At 65.3% G+C, this 19,545-nt stretch carries 17 protein-coding genes; 13 read left to right on the top strand and 4 right to left on the bottom strand.

Going from position 1 to position 19,545, the window contains the following annotated elements:
- Positions 1 to 138 precede the first annotated feature (138 nt).
- Entirely contained in the window at positions 139 to 3,630 is a 3,492-nt protein-coding gene (locus tag RX327_RS23440) for an indolepyruvate ferredoxin oxidoreductase family protein (protein ID WP_317247247.1), read from the top strand.
- Positions 3,631 to 3,674: 44 nt separating this feature from the next.
- On the opposite strand, the gene RX327_RS23435 is transcribed toward RX327_RS23440, so the two are convergent.
- The gene (locus RX327_RS23435; protein WP_317247246.1) at positions 3,675 to 4,616 is read right to left on the bottom strand and encodes an IS110 family transposase; all 942 of its coding nucleotides are present in this window, start codon (positions 4,614 to 4,616) and stop codon (positions 3,675 to 3,677) included.
- A gap of 370 nt (positions 4,617 to 4,986) precedes the next feature.
- Here RX327_RS23435 and RX327_RS23430 point away from each other — a divergent pair, with 370 nt between their 5' ends.
- From RX327_RS23430 to RX327_RS23390, 9 genes are all read left to right on the top strand, one after another.
- The gene (locus tag RX327_RS23430) at positions 4,987 to 6,144 is read left to right on the top strand and encodes a thiolase domain-containing protein (RefSeq protein WP_317247245.1); all 1,158 of its coding nucleotides are present in this window, start codon (positions 4,987 to 4,989) and stop codon (positions 6,142 to 6,144) included.
- Positions 6,144 to 6,533 carry a Zn-ribbon domain-containing OB-fold protein gene (locus RX327_RS23425; protein WP_317247244.1) on the top strand — a complete coding sequence of 130 codons (390 nt, stop codon included), beginning with the start codon at positions 6,144 to 6,146 and terminating at the stop codon, positions 6,531 to 6,533. The genes RX327_RS23430 and RX327_RS23425 overlap by 1 nt, the downstream gene beginning before the upstream one ends.
- 202 nt (positions 6,534 to 6,735) lie before the next feature.
- Positions 6,736 to 7,596, top strand: coding sequence for a MaoC family dehydratase (locus tag RX327_RS23420; RefSeq protein ID WP_317247243.1), 861 nt, complete (start codon positions 6,736 to 6,738; stop codon positions 7,594 to 7,596).
- A 125-nt stretch (positions 7,597 to 7,721) separates the two neighbouring features.
- Positions 7,722 to 8,600, top strand: a complete 879-nt coding sequence (locus RX327_RS23415; protein ID WP_317247242.1) for an SDR family oxidoreductase — start codon at positions 7,722 to 7,724, stop codon at positions 8,598 to 8,600.
- A 103-nt stretch (positions 8,601 to 8,703) separates the two neighbouring features.
- The gene (locus RX327_RS23410) at positions 8,704 to 9,660 is read left to right on the top strand and encodes a dihydrodipicolinate synthase family protein (RefSeq protein ID WP_317247241.1); all 957 of its coding nucleotides are present in this window, start codon (positions 8,704 to 8,706) and stop codon (positions 9,658 to 9,660) included.
- A gap of 2 nt (positions 9,661 to 9,662) precedes the next feature.
- Positions 9,663 to 10,460, top strand: a complete 798-nt coding sequence (locus RX327_RS23405) for an NUDIX hydrolase (protein WP_317247240.1) — start codon at positions 9,663 to 9,665, stop codon at positions 10,458 to 10,460.
- Between the two features lie 406 nt (positions 10,461 to 10,866).
- A complete protein-coding gene (locus tag RX327_RS23400) occupies positions 10,867 to 11,775 on the top strand; it encodes a DMT family transporter (protein WP_317247239.1) in 909 nt (302 codons plus the stop codon).
- 138 nt (positions 11,776 to 11,913) lie between these two features.
- The gene (locus RX327_RS23395; protein ID WP_050385687.1) at positions 11,914 to 12,885 is read left to right on the top strand and encodes a Bug family tripartite tricarboxylate transporter substrate binding protein; all 972 of its coding nucleotides are present in this window, start codon (positions 11,914 to 11,916) and stop codon (positions 12,883 to 12,885) included.
- Between the two features lie 148 nt (positions 12,886 to 13,033).
- Positions 13,034 to 15,715 carry a PAS domain S-box protein gene (locus tag RX327_RS23390; protein ID WP_317247238.1) on the top strand — a complete coding sequence of 894 codons (2,682 nt, stop codon included), beginning with the start codon at positions 13,034 to 13,036 and terminating at the stop codon, positions 15,713 to 15,715.
- Positions 15,716 to 15,816: 101 nt separating this feature from the next.
- Here the strand turns inward: RX327_RS23390 and RX327_RS23385 are convergent, their stop codons facing one another.
- Positions 15,817 to 16,167 (bottom strand): GrlR family regulatory protein, encoded by a 351-nt coding sequence (locus RX327_RS23385; protein ID WP_317247237.1) that lies wholly within the window; start codon positions 16,165 to 16,167, stop codon positions 15,817 to 15,819.
- A 237-nt stretch (positions 16,168 to 16,404) separates the two neighbouring features.
- On the opposite strand from RX327_RS23385, the gene RX327_RS23380 reads away from it, so the two are divergent.
- Positions 16,405 to 16,836, top strand: a complete 432-nt coding sequence (locus RX327_RS23380; protein WP_410712072.1) for a hypothetical protein — start codon at positions 16,405 to 16,407, stop codon at positions 16,834 to 16,836.
- A 15-nt stretch (positions 16,837 to 16,851) separates the two neighbouring features.
- Here RX327_RS23380 and RX327_RS23375 read toward each other — a convergent pair whose 3' ends face one another.
- A complete protein-coding gene (locus RX327_RS23375; RefSeq protein ID WP_317251306.1) occupies positions 16,852 to 17,235 on the bottom strand; it encodes a VOC family protein in 384 nt (127 codons plus the stop codon).
- A 262-nt stretch (positions 17,236 to 17,497) separates the two neighbouring features.
- On the opposite strand from RX327_RS23375, the gene RX327_RS23370 reads away from it, so the two are divergent.
- Both RX327_RS23370 and RX327_RS23365 read left to right on the top strand, forming a co-directional pair.
- The gene (locus RX327_RS23370) at positions 17,498 to 18,133 is read left to right on the top strand and encodes a hypothetical protein (RefSeq protein ID WP_193395241.1); all 636 of its coding nucleotides are present in this window, start codon (positions 17,498 to 17,500) and stop codon (positions 18,131 to 18,133) included.
- Between the two features lie 215 nt (positions 18,134 to 18,348).
- The gene (locus RX327_RS23365; RefSeq protein WP_051376370.1) at positions 18,349 to 18,876 is read left to right on the top strand and encodes a hypothetical protein; all 528 of its coding nucleotides are present in this window, start codon (positions 18,349 to 18,351) and stop codon (positions 18,874 to 18,876) included.
- A 120-nt stretch (positions 18,877 to 18,996) separates the two neighbouring features.
- Here the strand turns inward: RX327_RS23365 and RX327_RS23360 are convergent, their stop codons facing one another.
- The gene (locus tag RX327_RS23360; RefSeq protein WP_050385691.1) at positions 18,997 to 19,404 is read right to left on the bottom strand and encodes a hypothetical protein; all 408 of its coding nucleotides are present in this window, start codon (positions 19,402 to 19,404) and stop codon (positions 18,997 to 18,999) included.
- Between the last annotated feature and the right edge of the window lie 141 nt (positions 19,405 to 19,545).

Below are 19,545 nucleotides of genomic sequence, written 5' to 3'. Positions count from 1 at the left end.
AAATTGCGATTTTTGAGCGACGGGCCGGGTCGCCCAGAATTGTGCTGCGCGGGCCGGAAAATCCGACATAGACTGGTTCTAACAAGCTCGGATGACTAGCTAAAAAGCAGTCGTCGCGACCAGCGAAAAGAGGGCTAAATGGGAATCAACCAAGGGCCTATCAGCCTCGACCAGAAATACACCCAGGGCACCGGCCACGTCTTCATGACCGGCATCCAGGCCCTGGTTCGCCTGCCGATGGCCCAGATCCGGCGCGACCGCGCCAACGGCCTCAACACCGCGGGCTTCATCTCCGGCTATCGCGGCTCGCCGCTCGGCGGCTACGACCAGCAGCTTTTCGCAGCCCGCAAGCATCTCGAGCAGTACAACATCAAGTTCCAGCCCGGCGTGAACGAGGACCTGGCGGCCACCGCCGTCTGGGGCTCGCAGCAGCTCAACCTCTCGCCCGGTGCCAAATACGACGGCGTGGTCGGCATCTGGTACGGCAAGGGCCCGGGCGTCGACCGCTGCGGCGATGTGTTCCGCCACGGCAATGCCGCCGGCTCGGCCAAGAACGGCGGCGTGCTGTGCCTTGCCGGCGATGACCACGGCGCAAAATCCTCCACCGTTCCTCATCAGTCGGACCACGCCTTCATCTCGGCGCTGATGCCCTATCTCTATCCCTCCAGCATCCACGAGATGATCGAGATGGGCCTGCTCGGCATCGCGATGTCGCGCTATTCCGGCTGCTGGGTCGGCATGAAGGTGATCACCGAGACGGTGGAGACCACTGCCGAGATCGACCTCACCGACGAGATGAAGCCTTTCATCATTCCCACCGATTTCGAGCTGCCGCCCGGCGGCCTCAACATCCGCTGGCCCGACGACCGCTTCGAGCAGGATCGCCGCCTGCAGGACTACAAGGGCTTTGCCGCGATCGCCTTCGCGCGTGCCAACAAGGTCAACCGCGTCACCATGGATTCGCCGAACGCCCGCTTCGGCATTATGGCGTCGGGCAAGAGCTATGAGGACGTGCGCCAGGCGCTGCGCGAACTGGGGATCACCGAGGAGGTCGCCGCCAAGATCGGCCTTCGCCTCTACAAGATCGGCATGCCCTGGCCGCTGGAGCCCGAAGGCGTGCGGCAGTTCGCGGTCGGGCTCGAAGAGATATTCATCATCGAGGAGCGCCGCGAGATCGTCGAGAACCAGGTCAAGCAGGAGCTGTTCAACTGGCGCGACGACGTCCGCCCGCGCATCGTCGGCAAGATGGATGAGCACGACAAGCGCTTCCTGACCTTCGCCGCCGAGCTCAGCGTCGCCTCGCTTGCGACCTCGCTCACGGAACGCCTGCTTCGACTTGATCTCAACCCCGAAATCGCGGAGATGCTCCGCGTCAAGGCCGACTGGTTCAACGGCCGCCAGGCCACCCAGATGCAGGCGGTCGCGCCTGTCTCCCGCACGCCGTATTTCTGCTCGGGCTGCCCGCACAACACCTCGACCAAGGTCCCCGAAGGCAGCCGCGCGCTTGCCGGCATCGGCTGTCACTTCATGGCGCTGTGGATGGACCGCTCGACCGAGACCTTTACGCATATGGGCGGCGAGGGCGTGCCGTGGGTGGGCATCGCGCCCTTCACCAACGAGAACCACATCTTCGCCAATCTCGGCGACGGCACCTATTTCCACTCCGGCTTGCTCGCCATTCGCCAGGCGGTCGCCTCCAAGACCAACATCACCTACAAGATCCTCTACAACGACGCCGTCGCCATGACCGGCGGCCAGCGCCATGACGGCGATCTCTCGCCGCAGCAGATCACCTTCCAGCTCCACGCCGAGGGCATCCGCGAGATCTATCTGGTCTCGGAGGCGCCCGACGCCTATCCGGCCGACACCATCGCGCCCGGCGTGAAGAAGTATCACCGCGACGAGCTCGACAGCGTCATGAAGATGTGCCGCGAGTACAAGGGCACGTCGGCGATCGTCTTCGTGCAGACCTGCGCGGCCGAAAAGCGCCGGCGCCGCAAGCGCGGCCTGATGGAGGATCCGGCGCGCCGCGTCATGATCAACCCCGCCGTTTGCGAGGGCTGCGGCGACTGCTCGGTGCAGTCGAACTGCATCTCGGTCGAGCCGCTGGAGACCGAGTTCGGCCGCAAGCGCGCCATCAACCAGTCGTCCTGCAACAAGGACTATTCCTGCCTGAAGGGCTTCTGCCCGTCCTTCGTCACCGTCGACGGCGGCAAGCTCAGGCGGCGCGCGCCGCCCGAGCTCGGCAGCATCGATAATCTGCCGGAGCCGGCCTCCAAGCCCGCGCTCGACAAGCCCTACAACATCGCGGTCGGCGGCGTCGGCGGCACCGGCGTGCTCACGATCGGCGCGCTGCTCGGCATGGCCGCCCATATCGAGGGCAAGGCCTCGATGATCCTCGACATGTCGGGCCTTGCGCAGAAGGGCGGGGCGGTGCTCAGCCACGTTCGCCTGTCGGATCATCCGGCGGAGGTGACCTGCTCGCGCATCGTCACCGGCACGGCCGATCTCGTGCTCGCGGCCGACGAGGTGGTTGCGGTCGCCAAGGACACGATCTCGCTCTGCGATACCAGCCGCACCCGCGGCATCATCAACAGCCACGTGATCCCGACCGCCGACTTCGTCCTCAACCGCGACTTCAACTTCCAGACCCGCAAGCTGAATGCGGTGCTGGAGACGGCGCTGCACAAGGACTCCGTCTTCTTCGATTTCACCAGGCCGGCCGAGCAGCTCCTCGGCGATGCCATCGCCACCAACATGATGATGATGGGTTTTGCCTATCAGCGCGGGCTGCTGCCGCTGTCGGCGGAGGCGATCCTGCAGGCGATCGAGGTCAACGGCGTCTCGATCAAGATGAACACCCAGGCGTTCCAGCTCGGGCGCCTGGCCGCCGCCGATCCGGCGCGGCTGAGCGGGATGATGAAGGGCGACGACGAGATCGCGCCACCGAAATCGCTGGATGCGACGTCGCTGGACGAGATCATCACCCATCGCATGGCGTTCCTGACCGACTACCAGAATGCGCGTCTGGCAAGACGTTATCGCAAGCTGGTCGACCAGGTTCGCGATGCCGCGGCGAAGGGCGGCTATGGCGAGGCGCTGCCGCGCGCGGTCGCCGTGAACTACGCCAAGCTCCTCGCCTACAAGGACGAGTACGAGGTGGCGAGGCTGTTCACCGATGGCCGCTTCGAGAAGCAGCTGCGCGATCAGTTCGAGGGCGAGTTCAAGTTCAATTTCAATCTGGCGCCGCCGATCCTCGGCGGAGGGCTCGACGCACAGGGCCGTCCGAAGAAGCGCGCGTTCGGCTCGTGGATGATGTCGGCCTTCAGGGTGCTGGCGAGATTCCGCTTCCTGCGCGGCACGCCGCTCGACATCTTCGGCTACAACGCCGACCGCAAGCTGGAGCGCGATCTGATCGCGGGCTACGAGAAGGATGTCGCGACGGTGCTGAACCTGCTGTCGCCGCTCAATCACGACGTCGCGGTCGAACTGCTGGCGTTGCCTGACCGTATCCGCGGCTACGGCCCGGTGAAGGACAAGGCGATCAAGGAAGCGAAGGTTCGCTACGCGCAACTCGCCGCCGACCTCGCCAACCCGCCGCCCGCGCCGCGGCAGATGGCGGCGGAGTAGTGTAGCCACAAATTCGGTGTCGTCCCGGCGAAAGCCGGCAACTGTTATGTCGGCTTGGTCTGCAGGTAGGGCTTTCTGTCGCGCATCATGGCGTTGAGGACCGTTAGGAGCTTCCTGGCAACGGCAATGAGAGCGAGCTTGGCTGGTTTGCCGACCTGTCGCAGCCGCGCGTAGAAGGCCTTGAATGGATCGGCCCGACGAACCGCGTTCAGAGCCGCCATATAGAGGGCGTCACGAACGCGCTTTCGGCCGCCGGCGATCTTGCGTTTTCCACGGAAGGCGCCGCTGTCGACGTTGAAGGGGGCAAGGCCCGCGAGCGCGGCGATCTGCTTCGCTCCAACATGTCCAAGTTCCGGCATCTTCGCGATCAGCTGCATGCAAGCCACGGGACCCACGCCCGGCAGTGAGCGCATCAACCGCGCATCGTCCGCGATCTCCGGCTCGGCCTTGGTCAATGCGTTGATATCGGCCTCGATCTCGGCGATCTCGCCATCGAGAACCTCAATGAGCCGACTGATCCGTTCGGCCATGGCGCGGTCGTCGGCCTCGCTGCGCCGGTTCTTCTCCTGCGCGCGCATGAGAACCAGTTGGTCCCGCCGTTTTGCAAGCCCTGCCAAAGCGTTGCGGGCGGGATTGGCGGCCCGCTCGGTTGCCGGCTGCATGACCCGGCCAAAGGCCGCCAGCATCCGTGCATCGATCGGATCGGTTTTGGCAAGTTGGCCGCTGGCCCGCGCAAAATCGCGAACTCGAGCTGGATTGATCCGAGCGAAGCGGACACCGGCCTGGCTTAGGGCCTCGCGAAGCGCGAGGTCATAGGCGCCCGTGGCCTCGAAGACGACCAGCGCATCGCATCGCCAACGCGCCACCTGCTGTGTGATGGCCTGTGCCGCGTTGGCGATGCGCCTGGACACGCCGTCAGCTTCATCAAAGATATCGAGATGCTTCTTGGAGACGTCGATTCCGACATAACGAGGGGGTATGATCACGGTGCCTGTCCCTGTGATGCGAGGTCTGTTGGCGCAGCCTCGTGCAACTGTTCAGGTTGGTAATGGAACGGGCGGGAGGCCGAGCCGGCTCACGGCGTCAAGCGCCAAGGACCCAACGGCTTCCCGCCCAACCCATCCTGACAGACTTCCAAGACACAGGGACCCATAACCACCGCACTTCGTTGTAGCGCGACGCTGGGGCCACAGCTCACTCTCACCACACAACCGCGTGGTTATGGGTCCCGGCTTTCGCCGGACGACGATTGAGTTGCGGATGCAGTCTCGCCTGACGGAATATTTCCGCGCTTGCCAAGGTCGCGTCGTCGGTTCAGAAAAACGCTCGAGCGAAGAAACGCCAGCGGAGAGCGATTTGACCATCAAGGGCAAGGCCTACATTGCCGGGATCTACGAACACCCGACCCGGCATGCGCCGGACAAATCCACCGCCCAGCTCCACGCCGAGGTCGCCAAGGGCGCGATCGAGGATGCCGGGATCAGCAAGGACGACATCGACGCCTATTTCTGCGCGGGCGACGCGCCCGGCGGCGCCTGGCCGATGGTCGATTATCTCGGCCTGAACACCAGGAAGCTGCGTCACGTCGATTCCACCGAGACCGGCGGCTGTTCCTACATCATCCATCTCGGTCACGCCGCCGAGGCGATCGCGGCGGGCAAATGCTCGATCGCGCTGATCACGCTCGCCGGCAAGCCGCGCACCGGGGCGATGCCGCCGCGCGCGGCGGGCGCCGAGGTCGATTTCGAGACGGCCTACGGCGCGACCACCCACAATGCCTACGGCATGTGTGCCATGCGCCATATGCACGACTATGGCACCACTTCGGAGCAACTCGCCTGGATCAAGGTCGCGGCCTCGCACCACGCGCAGTACAATCCGCATGCGATGCTCAAGGACGTCGTCACCGTCGAGGACGTCCTGAACTCGCCGATGATCTCCGATCCCCTGCATCGCATGGATTGCTGCGTCGTCTCCGACGGCGGCGGCGCGATGATCGTGACGACACCCGAGATCGCCAAGAGCCTGAAGAAGCCGCTGGTGCGCCTGATCGGCCATGGCGAGGCGATGAAGGGCCCGCGCGGCGGCAAGGACCTCGATCTCACATACTCCGCCGGAATCTGGTCCGGCCCGCGCGCGTTCGAGGAAGCCGGCATCACGCCGAAGGACATCAAATACGCCTCGATCTATGACAGTTTCACCATCACTGTGTTGATGCAGCTGGAAGACCTCGGCTTCTGCAAGAAGGGCGAGGGCGGCAAGTTCGTCGCCGACGGCAACCTCATCTCGGGCGTCGGCAAGCTGCCGTTCAACACCGATGGCGGCGGCCTCTGCAGCAACCATCCGGTCAACCGCGGCGGCATGACCAAGATCCTCGAGGCGGTACGCCAGCTGCGCGGCGAGGCGCATCCGAAGGTGCAGGTTCCGAATTGCGATCTCGCCATCGCCCACGGCACTGGCGGCCTTTTGGGCGTGCGCCATGCCGCCTCGACCGCCATTCTGGAGCGCGTGTGATGTCTGAAGCGAAGAAGTACAATGCCCCGGTGACGAACCCGGAAACCGCAGCGTTCTGGGACGCGGCGAAGCAGGGCAAGTTCATGATCAAGCGCTGCACCGCCTGTGGTGAGGCGCACTACTTCCCGCGCTCGATCTGCCCGTTCTGCTACTCCGACAAGACGGTGTGGGAGGAGGCGTCGGGCGAGGGCACGATCTACACCTGGAGCCTGATGCGGAAGTCGCCGACCGGTCCTTACGCGATCGGCTATGTCACGCTGAAGGAAGGGCCGTCGGTGCAGACCAACTTCGTCGACTGCGATCTGGAGAAGCTGAAGATCGGCCAGAAGGTGAAAGTGGTGTTCAAGCCGACCGACGGCGCGCCGCTGCCGTTCTTCACGGTGGCCTAGCATCTTCCCTTCTCCCCTTGTGGGAGAAGGTGGCGCGAAGCGCCGGATGAGGGGTTCTATCCGCGATAGAGATGCATCTGCGGAAGCAACCCCTCACCCAAGCGAGTTTGCGGCTGACGCCCGCGTAGCCCTCTCCCACAAGGGGAGAGGGCGCAGTAATGGGCACCGTGCCGTTAAGAATACATTCGGGGAGAAAACAACAATGCCGATCGTGTACGAACAGCTGATGGCCCTGAAGAACATCGGCCAGAAATACGCCTACACCGATCGCGAAGTGATGCTTTACGCCTACGGCATCGGCCTCGGCGCCGATCCCATGGACGAGAAGGAACTCGCCTTCGTCAACGAGGGCACGCTGACGCCGCGGCCACTGAAGGTGGTGCCGAGCTTCGCCTCCGTCGCGGCCTGGGGTTCGGGTCCGGGCGAGATGAATCTCAACCGCGTGATGGTGGTGGATGGCGAGCGCGACATCACCTTCCACCAGCCGTTCGCGACCGCGGCCCACATCACGGCCGACTTAACGGTGCTCGAGGTCTACGACAAGGGCAAGGACAAGGGCGTCGTCATCGTTCACCAGACCGTGCTGAAGAACGAGAAGGGCGAGAAGCTGGCGACGCTGGTTGCCTCGCGCTTTGCGCGTGGCGATGGCGGCTTTGGCGGGCCGTCCGACGGCCAGCCCGAGCCGCACAAGGTGCCGGAGCGCGCGCCCGACAAGACCATCGACATCACGACGCGTCCGGACCAGGCGCTGGTCTACCGCCTTTGCGGCGACCGAAACCCGCTGCACTCAGATCCGGAATTCGCGAAGAAGGCCGGCTTCCCGCGCCCGATCCTGCACGGCATGTGCACCTACGGCATCACCTGCCGCGGCGTGCTCCAGACCTATGCCGACTACGACGCGAGCGCCTTCCGCCAGCACGTCGCGCGGTTCTCCTCGCCGGTCTATCCCGGCGAGACCGTGACCATGGACCTCTGGAGGGACGGCAACGTGATCTCGTTCGAAGCCAAGGTGAAGTCGCGCGGCGTCACCGTGATCAAGAACGGCAAGACGGTGCTGGCGTAGCTTTCCGTCATTCCGGGGCGATGCGAAGCATCGAACCCGGAATCTCGCGCCACATCTCCGGATTCCGGGTTCGGCCCTGCAGGCTGCCCCGGAATGACAGGACAACGACAAGGGAGAAAACAACCATGGGATTACTCGACGGCAAGGTGGCGCTGATCACGGGCGCCGGCGGCGGGCTTGGTGAAGCCTATGCGAAGCTGTTTGCGCGCGAGGGCGCGGCCGTGGTGGTCAACGATCTCGGCGGGCCACGCGACGGCTCCGGCGCCGACAAGTCGATGGCGCAGCAGGTGGTGGACGCGATCAAGGCCGAGGGCGGCAAGGCGGTCGCCAACGGCGCCGACATCTCCACCATGGGGGGCGGCCAGTCGGTATTCGACGACGCCATCAAGCATTTCGGCCGTGCCGACATCCTCGTCAACAATGCCGGCATTTTGCGCGACCAGACCTTCGCCAAGGCCTCCGAGGCCGACTGGGACAAGGTCATCAAGGTGCACCTGAAGGGCACCTTTTGTTGCACCCTGCCGGTGTTTCGCTGGATGCGGGAAAACGGCGGCGGCGTGATCGTCAACACCTCCTCGACATCAGGGCTGATCGGCAATTTCGGCCAAAGCAACTACGGTGCGGCCAAGGGCGGCATCTGGGGCCTGTCCAACGTGCTCGCGATCGAGGGCCGCAAGTACAACATCCGGGTCTGGACGCTGGCCCCGGGCGCCCTGACCCGCATGACCGCAGACCTGCCCCGCTATAAGGAGAACCCCGGCGCCGCGCTGGGGCCGGACGGCATCGCGCCGGCCGTGCTATACATGGTCAGCGATTTGTCGGGCGACCAGACCGGCAAGGTGCTGGGCGTGTCCGGGCCCCGCGGCGTGCGCGAAATGCGGATGATGGAAATGGAAGGCTGGAAACCGCAGCACACGGGCTGGAAAGCCCAGGACATCGTCGATCACGCCAAGGAGATCTTCTTCTCCGAGGAGCAGATCAAGATGGGGGCGCGGCGGTTTTGATGCTACCTGTCGTTCCGGGGCGCCCGAAGGGCGAACCCGGAACCTCGAGATTCCGGGTTCGATGCTGACGCATCGCCCCGGAATGACGGATAAGAGGATAGCCATGACCAAACTCACCGCTCAGGCCGCAGGAACCTTTGCGATCGCGCCGACGCCGTTCCATGACGATGGCCGGATTGATGAGCGCTCGATCGACCGCCTGACCGACTTCTACGAGGAGGTCGGCTGCGATGGCGTCACGGTGCTCGGCATCATGGGCGAGGCCCCCAAGCTCGACGCCGCCGAGGCCGAGCAGGTGGCGGTGCGCTTCGTCAAGCGCGCCAGGAAGATGCAGGTGATCGTCGGCGTCTCCGCGCCGGGCTTTGCCACCATGCGCTCGCTGGCGAAGGCCTCGATGGATGCGGGCGCGGCCGGCGTGATGATCGCGCCGCCGCCGCATCTGCGTACCGACGACCAGATCATCAGCTATTTCAAGCAGGCGGCCGAGGCGATCGGCCCCGACGTGCCCTGGGTGCTCCAGGATTATCCGCTGACGTTGTCGGTGGTGTTCACGCCTGCGGTGATCCGCAAGATCGTCATGGACAATCCGAACTGCGTGATGCTCAAGCACGAGGACTGGCCGGGGCTGGAGAAGATCTCGGCGCTGCGCAATTTCCAGAAGGACGGTTCGCTGCGGCCGCTCTCGATCCTCTGCGGCAATGGCGGGCTCTTCCTGGATTTCGAGATGGAGCGCGGCGCCGATGGCGCCATGACCGGTTACGCCTTCCCCGAGCTTCTGATCGATGTCGTGCGCCTGTCGAAGCAAGGCAAGCGCGACGCCGCGCACGATCTGTTCGACGCGCATCTGCCGCTGATCCGCTACGAGCAGCAACCGGGCGCCGGCCTTGCCGTGCGCAAATACGTGCTGCAGAAGCGTGGCGTCATCGCTTCCAGCGCCCAGCGCAAGCCCGGTGCGGTCATCACGCCACAGGCGAGGGCGGAGGTCGACTATCTCTTGTCCCGTGTGGCGCGCGTCGATCGCCGCGCCAATCTGCAACCGCAATCCAGTGCAGCAGGCTAATCATGACCGAGATCGTTGCCCCCCGTCTTGCCTCGACCGTGCTGCTGCTGCGGGATGGAGCGTCGTCTGAAGTCGAGGTCTTCATGATGGTCCGCCATCATCAGATCGAGTTCAACTCGGGCGCGCTGGTGTTTCCCGGCGGCAGCGTCGACAAGAACGACAAGGAGATCGCCGCCGATCCTGCGCTCTTTTCCGGCGGGGAAGGGCTCGACGGCGACGCGCTCGGCTTCCGCATCGCGGCGATCCGCGAGACCTTCGAGGAGAGCGGCATCCTGCTGGCGCGGCCGGTAGGCTCGAAGGATCTGGTCGATGCCAAGCGTGCGAACGAGATCGCGACCGCGCATCGCGCGGCGCTGAACGAAGGCAAGATCAGCTTCCTCAAGGTGCTGACCGACAACGGCATGGTGCTCGCGCTCGATGAGCTCGTGCCTTACGCGCACTGGATCACGCCGGAGGGCATGCCCAAGCGCTTCGACACCTGGTTCTTCCTCGCGGCAGCTCCGCCCGACCAGCTCGGCGCCCACGACGGCCGCGAGTCCACGGATTCGATCTGGGTCTCGCCGCGCGAAGCGGTGGAGGGTGGTGAGAGCGGCCGCTTCAAGCTGCCGTTCCCGACCACGCGCAACCTGATCCGGCTCGCCAGGCAGCCAAACGTCAGCGCGGCGCTCGCCGACAGCGAGGGCAAGTCGATTGTCGCCGTAATGCCCGTGATGACCAAGACCGCCACCGGTCGCCAGCTCCGCATTCCCAAGGAAGCGGGGTACGACGGCGAGGTGTTCGACGTCGGAGCGCTGGGGTAGGTCCGTCGTCCTGAGAGATGGCGTGTGCGTGACTCACGGGCGGCGCAACACATTCAATGTCGTCCCGGCCTAAAGCGCGATACGATTAGGATGAATCGTCATCGCGCCTTAGGTTGTTGTTTAAGCATGATCTTTTCGGAAAACCGCTGCACACTTTTCCGGATCATGCTTTAGTGCGCAATTGCGCACGGGAGCCGGGACCCATAACCACCGACGTTCATTGTTGAGCGACGCTGGGGCCGCACCTTTTTCTTACAGCACAACCCTGTGGTAATGGGTCCTGGCTTTCGCCGGGACGACGATGGGAAAGCGAGGCGCTTTCTAACCACACTTCGGTCTGTAGCGAAGGATCACACACTCACATCGATGTAGCTTCCGTCTCAACCATCGAGACGGAATCCCGCCAATGACCACCACTCCACGACAGCCGAGCATTGCCATCGAGCTGGCCCTGCTGGTTGCGCTCGCAACCCTCTGGGGCGGCTCCTACACCTTCATCAAGCTCGGCGTTGCCACCATCCCGCCGATCACACTGATCGCGGCGCGCACCGCGATTGCCGGGCTGTTACTGCTCGTCATCATGCGGATGCGCGGCGTGACGATGCCGACCGATCGCGCGACCTGGCGCCGCTTCATCTTCCAGGCCTGCCTCAACAGCGTTATCCCATGGACGCTGATCGCCTGGGGCGAGCGCCATGTCGATGCCGCGCTCGCCACCATCCTCAACTCGGCCGGGACGATCTTCACCTTCCTGCTCACCACCGCGATCACCCGCCACGAGGCCGCGAGCCCGCGCAAGCTGTTCGGGGTGATATCAGGCATGGCCGGCATCTGCCTGATCGTCGGCGTCGATGCGTTCCGCGATCTCGGGCAGGGGATCGTAGCCGAGGTCACCATCGTCGCCGCCACCATCTGCTACGCCTGCGCCGCGATCTTCGGCCGCAGCTTCAAGGGCCTCGATCCCATGGCGCCGGCGGCGGGTTCGCTGATCGCGGGCGCTGCGATCCTCGTTCCGCTCAGCGTTGCCGTCGAGCGGCCCTGGACGCTGTCGCCGTCGACGACGTCGCTCGCCGCATTGCTCGCGCTCGCGGTGTTCTCGACCGCGGCAGCGTTCGCGATCTATTTCCGCCTGATCCAGACTCTCGGATCGGTCGGCACCACCGCGCAAGCTTACTTGCGGGTGCCGATCGGGGTTGCGCTCAGCGTCATGTTGCTGGGCGAACGGCTGAGCCCGACGGCATGGATCGGGCTCGCCTGCGTCGTGATCGGTGTCGCCGCGATGACGATTCCCGCACGAAGAGTCGCCACGGCCTGAGGTCATCGCCGCGATGACAATTCCGGCGCGAAGGGCCGCCACCGCCTGAAGTTTCGCCCGCTGAAACCGGCGCCTTGCTGCCGCCGGCCAATGCCTGCATGCTGCCCGCAACGAGATCACTGGGCGGGAAACGAGACGATGTTGCAGCGGGTCAGCCTCATTGCCGGTGCGTGCCTGGCGTTGCTGGCGATGGCGGGCACGGTGCGCGCGCAGGACTTCCCGAACCGGCCGATCCGCATCGTCATTCCCTACGCACCGGGCAGCGTCGCCGACGTGTTCGCGCGCATCATGGCGCAGGACATGCAGGAGCAGTGGAAGGGGACGATCGTCGTCGAGGCTAAATCCGGCGCCAATGGCTCGATCGCGGCCGAGGAGGTCGCACGCGCCGCTCCCGACGGCTACACATGGCTATTGGTGACGACCTTCTTTACCGCAAGCCCGGCGCTGAACACGCAGCTGCGCTGGGATCCGGTCAGGGATTTCGTGCCGGTCGGGCAGATCTGTCTCGCCCCGAACTTCTTCATCGTGCCGACCTCGTTGCCGGTGAAGACCGTCGCCGACTATGTCGCGCTGGCCAAGGCCAAGCCGGGGACGCTGAACTACAGCCATCCCGGCAAGGGCTCGACCGGCCATCTCGGCTTCGAGCTGTTCAAGCGGCTCGCCGGCATCGACGTCACCGCGATCGGCTATCGCGGCTATCCGCAGATGGTGCCCGATATCGCGAGCGGCCTGATCAACTCGAGCTTCCTGTCGGCCAACCAGGCGCTGGCCCAGGTGCAGTCCGGCGGCATCCGGATCATCGGCGCGATCAGCGACGGCCGTTCGAAATACTTTCCCGACGTGCCGACCATGGCCGAACAGGGGTTTGCCGAGGCCCAGGTGACGCCGTGGTTCGGCTTCGTGGTGCCGGCGGGCACGCCGCAGCCGGTGGTCGAACGCATCAGCGCGGCGCTGGAAACTGCGCTGGCCTCCGCCGAGGTGCGGAAGAAGCTGGATGTTGCCGGTTGCGACGCCCGGAGCGCGCCACTGAAGCGCTTTGCGGACGTCATCGCGGCGGACGTCGCCCTCTGGGCACGGGTGGTCAAGGAGGCTGGCATCCCGCCGGACTAGGCCGACGCTGCCTGTGCCGGAATTGACCACCGGCACCCGCCCGGGGTGACGCCGGTCACACCGCCGGCGGGTTGGGCCGTGCAGCATGTTTCCCCAAAGCCCGTAATTTCCCGTATATTAGGGCGCATTGGACCCCGGCCTTGATGACATGACCGCTGAATTGCCGCCGAATTCGCAAGCGCCGCGTGCGTTCTCCCTCTCCATTGGCCAGCTCACGTTCGGCAGCTTCCTGCTGGTCCTGGCGGTGATCATCGTCACCTCGACCGCGAGCGTGATCGCGATCCGGCACATCGACACGACATTCGCCGAGTTGCAGCGGCTCCAGAGCGTCGGAGATCTCGCCGAGGACATCGATCGCCGCATGAACGAGCTGCGCGTCGCGGCGCGGGACTTCGTCACCGAGCCGGGCAGCCAGTCGGTCCAGGTCGCGGAGGCGGCCCAGTCGCTGAGCGAGATTCTGAAGAAGACCCGCATCGAGCTTGCGCCCGAACAGCAGGACATGATCGACGGGGTCACCGAGCGGCTTGCGACCTATCGCAACGGTCTGGAGCGGATATCGACCCTGATCGACCGCCGCGCCCAGCTGCTCGCCGGCCTGCCGCCGCTGCGCGATGCCTTCGACAAGGCGGTCGCCGCGAGCAACGATGCGGCGCTGGCCAATGCGCTGTCGCAATCCCAGAGCCGGATTGCCACCGCGCTGCTGGCGCACAACACGTCGGCCGCCGAGCAGGCCGCGCAGAGCATGCGGGCTATGACCATCTCCGATCCCGCGCTGCGCGGCGCCGTCGACAATTATGCCGAGGCGATCATCGCGGTCTCGGTGCGTGAGGGCCAGATCGCCGACATTGACAAGGAGGTGCTCGGCGCCGAAGGACGGCTGATCCAGAAGGTCACCGAGCTGCTGCGCGAGCTCAGCTCTCGCCGCGGCCATGTGCTGTCGCGCGATTTTGCCCGGACGCTGGCTGAAGCGAAATGGCAGAGCATCGTGCTCGGCACGGCGGGCGTGCTGATCGGCCTGTTCGCGTCGGTGCTGGTGGTTCGCCGCACCGTCCGCCCGCTTGCCAGGATCGCGGGCTCGATCCGCAAGGTCGCCGGCGGCGAGAAGAGCGCGTTCATTCCCGGCGCCGAGCTCGACAATGAGATCGGCGACATCGCGCGGGCGGCCGAAGTGTTCCGCCAGACCCTGGTCGACGCCGACAGCGCGCGCGAAGCGGCGCTGCGCGCGCTCGCCGAGCAGCGGCTTGCCGAAGAGAGCTACCACAAGCTGTTCGAGGCGTCGGTGGAGGGTATCTACGTCACGACGCCGGGCGGCGCGCTGCTCAACGCCAATCCGGCGCTGGCACGGATGATGGGCTATGCCACGCCGCAGGACCTGATCAAGGGCATCGACGACATCGCCACCACCGTCTACCTCGATCCGGCGGCGCGCGAGCAGTACCAGCAGCTGATGCAGCGCGACGGCACGGTGCGTGACTACGAGTACCAGGTGCGCGCGAGCGACGGCACCGTGCTGTGGCTGTCCGATTCGGCGACCGTCGTCCGCAACGACGCGGGCGAAGTGATCCGCTACGAGGGTACGCTGCGCGACATCACCGACCAGAAGCGCGCGGAGGACGCCATCGCCGAAGGCCGGCGCCTGCTCCAGCAGGTTATCGATACCGTGCCCGCGGTGATCAACGTCAAGGACCGCGAGCTGCGCTACGTGCTGATGAACCGCTACATGGCGGGCATCTTCGGCATCGAGCCCGGCGATGCGCTCGGCCGCACCACGGCCGATCTGATGTCGCGCTATGGCGCGGCCAAGTCCGACGAGAGCGACAAGCGCGTCCTGTCGGCGCGGCGCGAGCTCGGCTTCTACGAGGAGGAGTACAAGGACGCGGCAGGCAACATGCGGCAATGGCTGGTCAACAAGCTGCCGCTGCTCGATGCCGAGGGCGAGATCGAGCGGATCGTGACCGTCGCGCTCGACATCGGCGAGCGCAAGCGCGGCGAGCAGGAAATGCGCAAGGCCAAGGAAGCCGCCGAAACCGCGCTGCGCAATCTGCGCGAAACCCAGGCCTCGTTGATCGAGGCGGAGAAGCTCGCCGCGCTCGGGCGCCTGGTCGCCGGTGTCGCCCACGAGGTCAACAATCCCGTCGGCATCAGCCTTACGGTCGCCTCCGCGCTGGAGCGCAAGACCGCGATGTTCACCGCCGAAGTCGAGCGCGGCGAGCTGCGCCGCTCCACCCTCAACGACTTCCTCAACACCAGCCGCGATGCGTCCTCGCAGCTCGTCTCCAATCTCAACCGTGCCGCCGAGCTGATCCAGTCGTTCAAGCAGGTCGCAGCGGACCGCAACTATTCGGACCAGCGTACTTTCGATCTCGGCGACCTCACCGAGCAGGTGGTGATGAGCCTGCGGCCGGGTCTGCGCAAGCACAACCTGACGCTCAACGTCGAGTGCCAGCCGGACCTGACCATGAACAGCTATCCCGGCCCGTACGGGCAGGTGCTGACCAACCTGTTTCTCAACGCGGTCGCGCATGCGTTCCCGGACGGCAAGGCCGGCGAGGTCGAGATCCAGGTCCACGCCGCAGGCGGGGACAATGTCGAGATCATCTTCTCCGACAATGGCTGCGGCATGTCACTCGACGTCCGCCGCCGTGCCTTCGATCCGTTCTTCACGACGCGGCGCGACCAGGGCGGCACCGGCCTTGGGCTGCACATCGTCTACAGCATCGTTACGAACCGGCTCGGCGGACGGCTCGATCTCGATTCGGAGCCGGGCGGCGGCACGCGTATCCAGATCATCCTGCCGCGCGTGGCGCCGCTCGAGCAGGCTGCGGAATAGGCACGAAGCGAAATGGCCAGCCGCGCGCTCGCTCTCGTTCCGTCATCCCCGCGCAAAGCCTTTGCGCGGGGATGACGGATCTCGCAGCGAGTTTCAAACCGCTAATTGATATCCGCGAGCTTGTGCAGCGTGGCGCCGAAGATCAGGCTCGCCTTGCCGACCAGCGCGGTCCCACTCATGGTGCCGCGGGTGTCGGTGAAGGTGCCGGAGACGCCGATGCCGACGGGCGCGGGCCCGCCGAACAGCGGGTTGTCGGTGTCGCGCGGCGTCGTGTGGCGTTGCACAAGGACTTCGCCCTTGAAGGCATCGCTCTTCACCGTGTAGCTGCCGGTGTAATAGAGGTAGGCATCGCCGCCAAGAATCTTGCCGTCGCGGAAAAGAATCACGCCGCTGCCCTTGCCGACTCGACCATCGAGCAGGGTCACGTGAATTGAATAGAGGCCGTTCTTCATAACGTCCCGATTGCTGGCCGCCGCGCCCACGGCAAGCCAGTTGGTTTTTTATGCCAAAGCGAGCAACCTCGTGCAATGCGGCAGGTTGATTCCCGGGTGTTCCGCGTTCGGGTGACACCCTCGGTTCCTGCCAGGCAGTGTGACGGCGCGATGACAGCGGACCGTACGCGCGAATCAAAGTGGCCCGCGAAATGCATAGCTCTGGTTGCACTGGCCGGTGAGTGCTGGAGCAAACACATGTCTGACTGGATTGAATCCGGCGGCCATTGGGCACGCCCTCGCAGGCTCAATGGAACTCCGGCCCGCTATGCGGGCCACATGATCGTATCCCTCGTGCTGATAACGCTGGTGTTGGTCGCGGCCATGCGAATCGCGCAGGCGCGCGATCCCGACGGCCGCTACGCCAATTCGCCGCTGAAGGAATGGTTCGACGGCCTGCGCAGCGGCAAAGGGCCGTGCTGTTCGGATGCCGACGGTACAGCGGTCAGCGATGTCGACTGGGAATCCAAGGACGGGCACTATCGTGTGCGCCTCGACGGGGCGTGGATCGATGTCCCCGACGAGGCCGTGGTCACCGAGCCCAACCGGGTCGGCCGCGCCATGGTCTGGCCGATTCCCAGCTACATGGGCGTGACGATCCGCTGCTTCATGCCCGGCAGCATGACTTAGCGCCGCACGCGTGGCTCAGACGTATTTCTGGTCGCGCTCAAGCAGCTCGATGGAGATGCCTTCGGGGCCGCGGATGAAGCAGATGCGCACGCCGGGCCGAATGGTCGTCGGCTCGCGCGTGAAGGTGACGCCCTTGGCCTTGATCTCGGCGGCAACGGCGTCAATGTCCTTCACCGTCAGGCCAAAATGGTCGAGTCCCTGATAGGGCGTCACCGGCGCGGCGTTGACGCCGTCGCCCTGGGTCACCTCCGCAATGAACACCTTGGCACCGCCGAGTTGGACGTCGATGCGGCCGGGGCCGCGGATGATCTCGCCGCCGAGAATGTCGCGCAGCCAGGTCGCAGTGGCCTCGGGATCGGGACTGCGCAGGTGGACGTGGTCCCAGGTGACGACAGGCATTGCGATCTCCTTGCTGTTCTCGCGCCGCTTCGGCGCGCGGCACTCGCTCTCGGGCGGCGCGAACTTAGCGAGCGGCCGGCCGTGAGGCCATCCCTCCGTGCTGCCGGCCGCAAGATTGTCGTCCCGGAATGAAACCATTGCGGCCGTCAGCGATTGTCTTCGCGTGGCCGCTCGACCTGCGGCCGTCCCGGAAGCCGCGCGGTGCGGCTTCCTCTCTGTGTGGGGGGCGGCCCGATCAGGCTGCCAGGGTGAGGGCACGACGATGCGGATCGGCTTGGCGTCGTTTCGGAGGTTGGCCGCCGGACGTCTCGGTGAAGGGGGCTTCTACGCCAGCCTGCTGCTGCCGCTGATTGCGCTCGCCGGGATCGCCGCATGGTTCATGCTCCCCGAGCCGAGCGACGCCGGAGACCAGGATATCTGGCCGGTGTCCTCCATGATCCGTACCGCCCAGAATGCCCCGACCGCTGTGCAACCCGCCCAAATCACAAATCAGACCGCGAGGGATGCGCTGGCCGCACCGGCGGACGAGCCGACTACTGTCGGCGTTGCCGCCGCCCCACAGGGAGCAGAGGAGGCCAAGCCGTCCGGGCCTGGCGCTGAAAGGTCGCCGCTGGACAAGCTGCGGATCGCCTCGCAATCGTGGCGGCGCGGCGGGCTGGGTTCGAAGGCGCTGGTCACCCTGACGCTGCGCAATGCCAATGATTTCGCCGTCAAGGATATCGAGATCGCCTGCGCCTTCATCCGCCGGGACGGTCGGCCGCTGACCGAGCGCAAGCGGCTGATCTCCGACACCATCGCCATGAAAAGCCGCAAGACCTACTCGCAGATGTTGGTCGGGTTCGTCAACGTTAACGCAAACAAGGCGAAATGCTCGGTCGTGACGGCCAGCCGCCTTTAATTCCCGGCATCTCGAAAAAGTGACCGCAAATTGACCTGCCGGGTGAACCGTAACGGCCGGGCCGGAACTAACTAATAAACCAGCCGTTAGTGACCGACCCGGGAGCGCGGATAGCGTCCGGGTGATCATGCGCAGACGATGAAATCGCCCGCGCGATGACTGATGTCGTCGCGCCGAGATGAACCGCGCCCTGCTGCGCGGGGGGAGCTACCAAAATGCCTGTGGCGCGTTATTTCCTGTTCGTTGGTGGAGTGCTGCTCGCGCTGCTCTTCGTCGTCAATGCCATCGTGCCGCAGGAGGCCGTGGTCGCCGGCCAGGCCCAGGGACTGTCGTCGTCGGGTGTCGACAAGACCATGGTGCGCATCAAGTCGACCCAGAAATTGCCCGAGCGGGTGGTCTACGACACCAATTTGCCGACCATTGTTCCAGCGCAGGTCAACGCGGTCGCCGCGGCCGTCCCGTCGGCTACGGGCGATGCGTCGGCGCAAGCCCGCGTCCGCAATACGTTCGCCCAGTTCATTCCGCCGGAGAAGGCTGATGCGCAGAAGGTCGCGGCTGAGGCAAAATCGGCTGAACAACCGGCGCAGGCCCAGCCTCAGGCGCCGAAGAAGCGCAAGGTCGCGCGCTACCATGCCCATCCCCAGCAGCCGATGCGGCTGGCGCAGCCCGGCATGTATCAGCCTTACCGCGTCGCGCAGCAGCAGCAGCGCATGGGCTTCTTCGGCGGCTTCGGGACTTGGTAAGAAAAGGCTGCCGCAGTCGGCAATCGATCCGCCGCCGCAAACACTTGCGGCGGCATTTTCACGTCCGCGATCAGGCACCTCGCCGGATGCGGGAAGGCGTCCGAGTGCCGCCCGCTACCTTTAGCGCGGCAGGCGCGGAATCTTGTCCGCGAAGCCGTTGTAGCAGGTCAGCCGCTCGTCCTCTTCCTTCACGAAGCGGCAATCGTTAACGCCCTTGGCCGGGGCGGCTTTCGGCTTCGGCTGCGGCTTGAAGATCTCGTCGTAGCAGATCAGCCGCTCCTTGGTGGCGTCGTCGATGTCCTGACAGGCTTGAAGCTTCTGGGCGACCGATTGCGGCTTGCCGGGCGCAGCAGGCTTCTCGCCCTTCTTGGCGGCCGACTTCTTGCCGACCTGGACCAGCGGCTTGTCGCCGACCATCGGCTGCGAGGTCGCCGCCGGCTTGTCGGCGTCGGCGGGGGCCGGCGTGATGCCTTGGGCAAGCGCGGCAGCCGGGCAGAAGAGCGCCAGCGCGAGGATGATATGTCTCATGTCGAAAATGTCCGAAATGGCGTGATGACCGGAAGGATGGCGCCGGGGATCGGAAAAGCCCGGCAAGCGCCGAGACTTAACGCAAGTCTTGCCCGAATCCTACCCCCAGAGGTGACCCGCCCGGCACCGATCCACCGGCAA

The sequence above is a fragment of the Bradyrhizobium sp. BEA-2-5 genome, assembly GCF_032918025.1.
In the GTDB taxonomy this organism is placed as follows: domain Bacteria; phylum Pseudomonadota; class Alphaproteobacteria; order Rhizobiales; family Xanthobacteraceae; genus Bradyrhizobium; species Bradyrhizobium pachyrhizi.
This window is presented reverse-complemented; position numbering and strand designations above follow the sequence as displayed.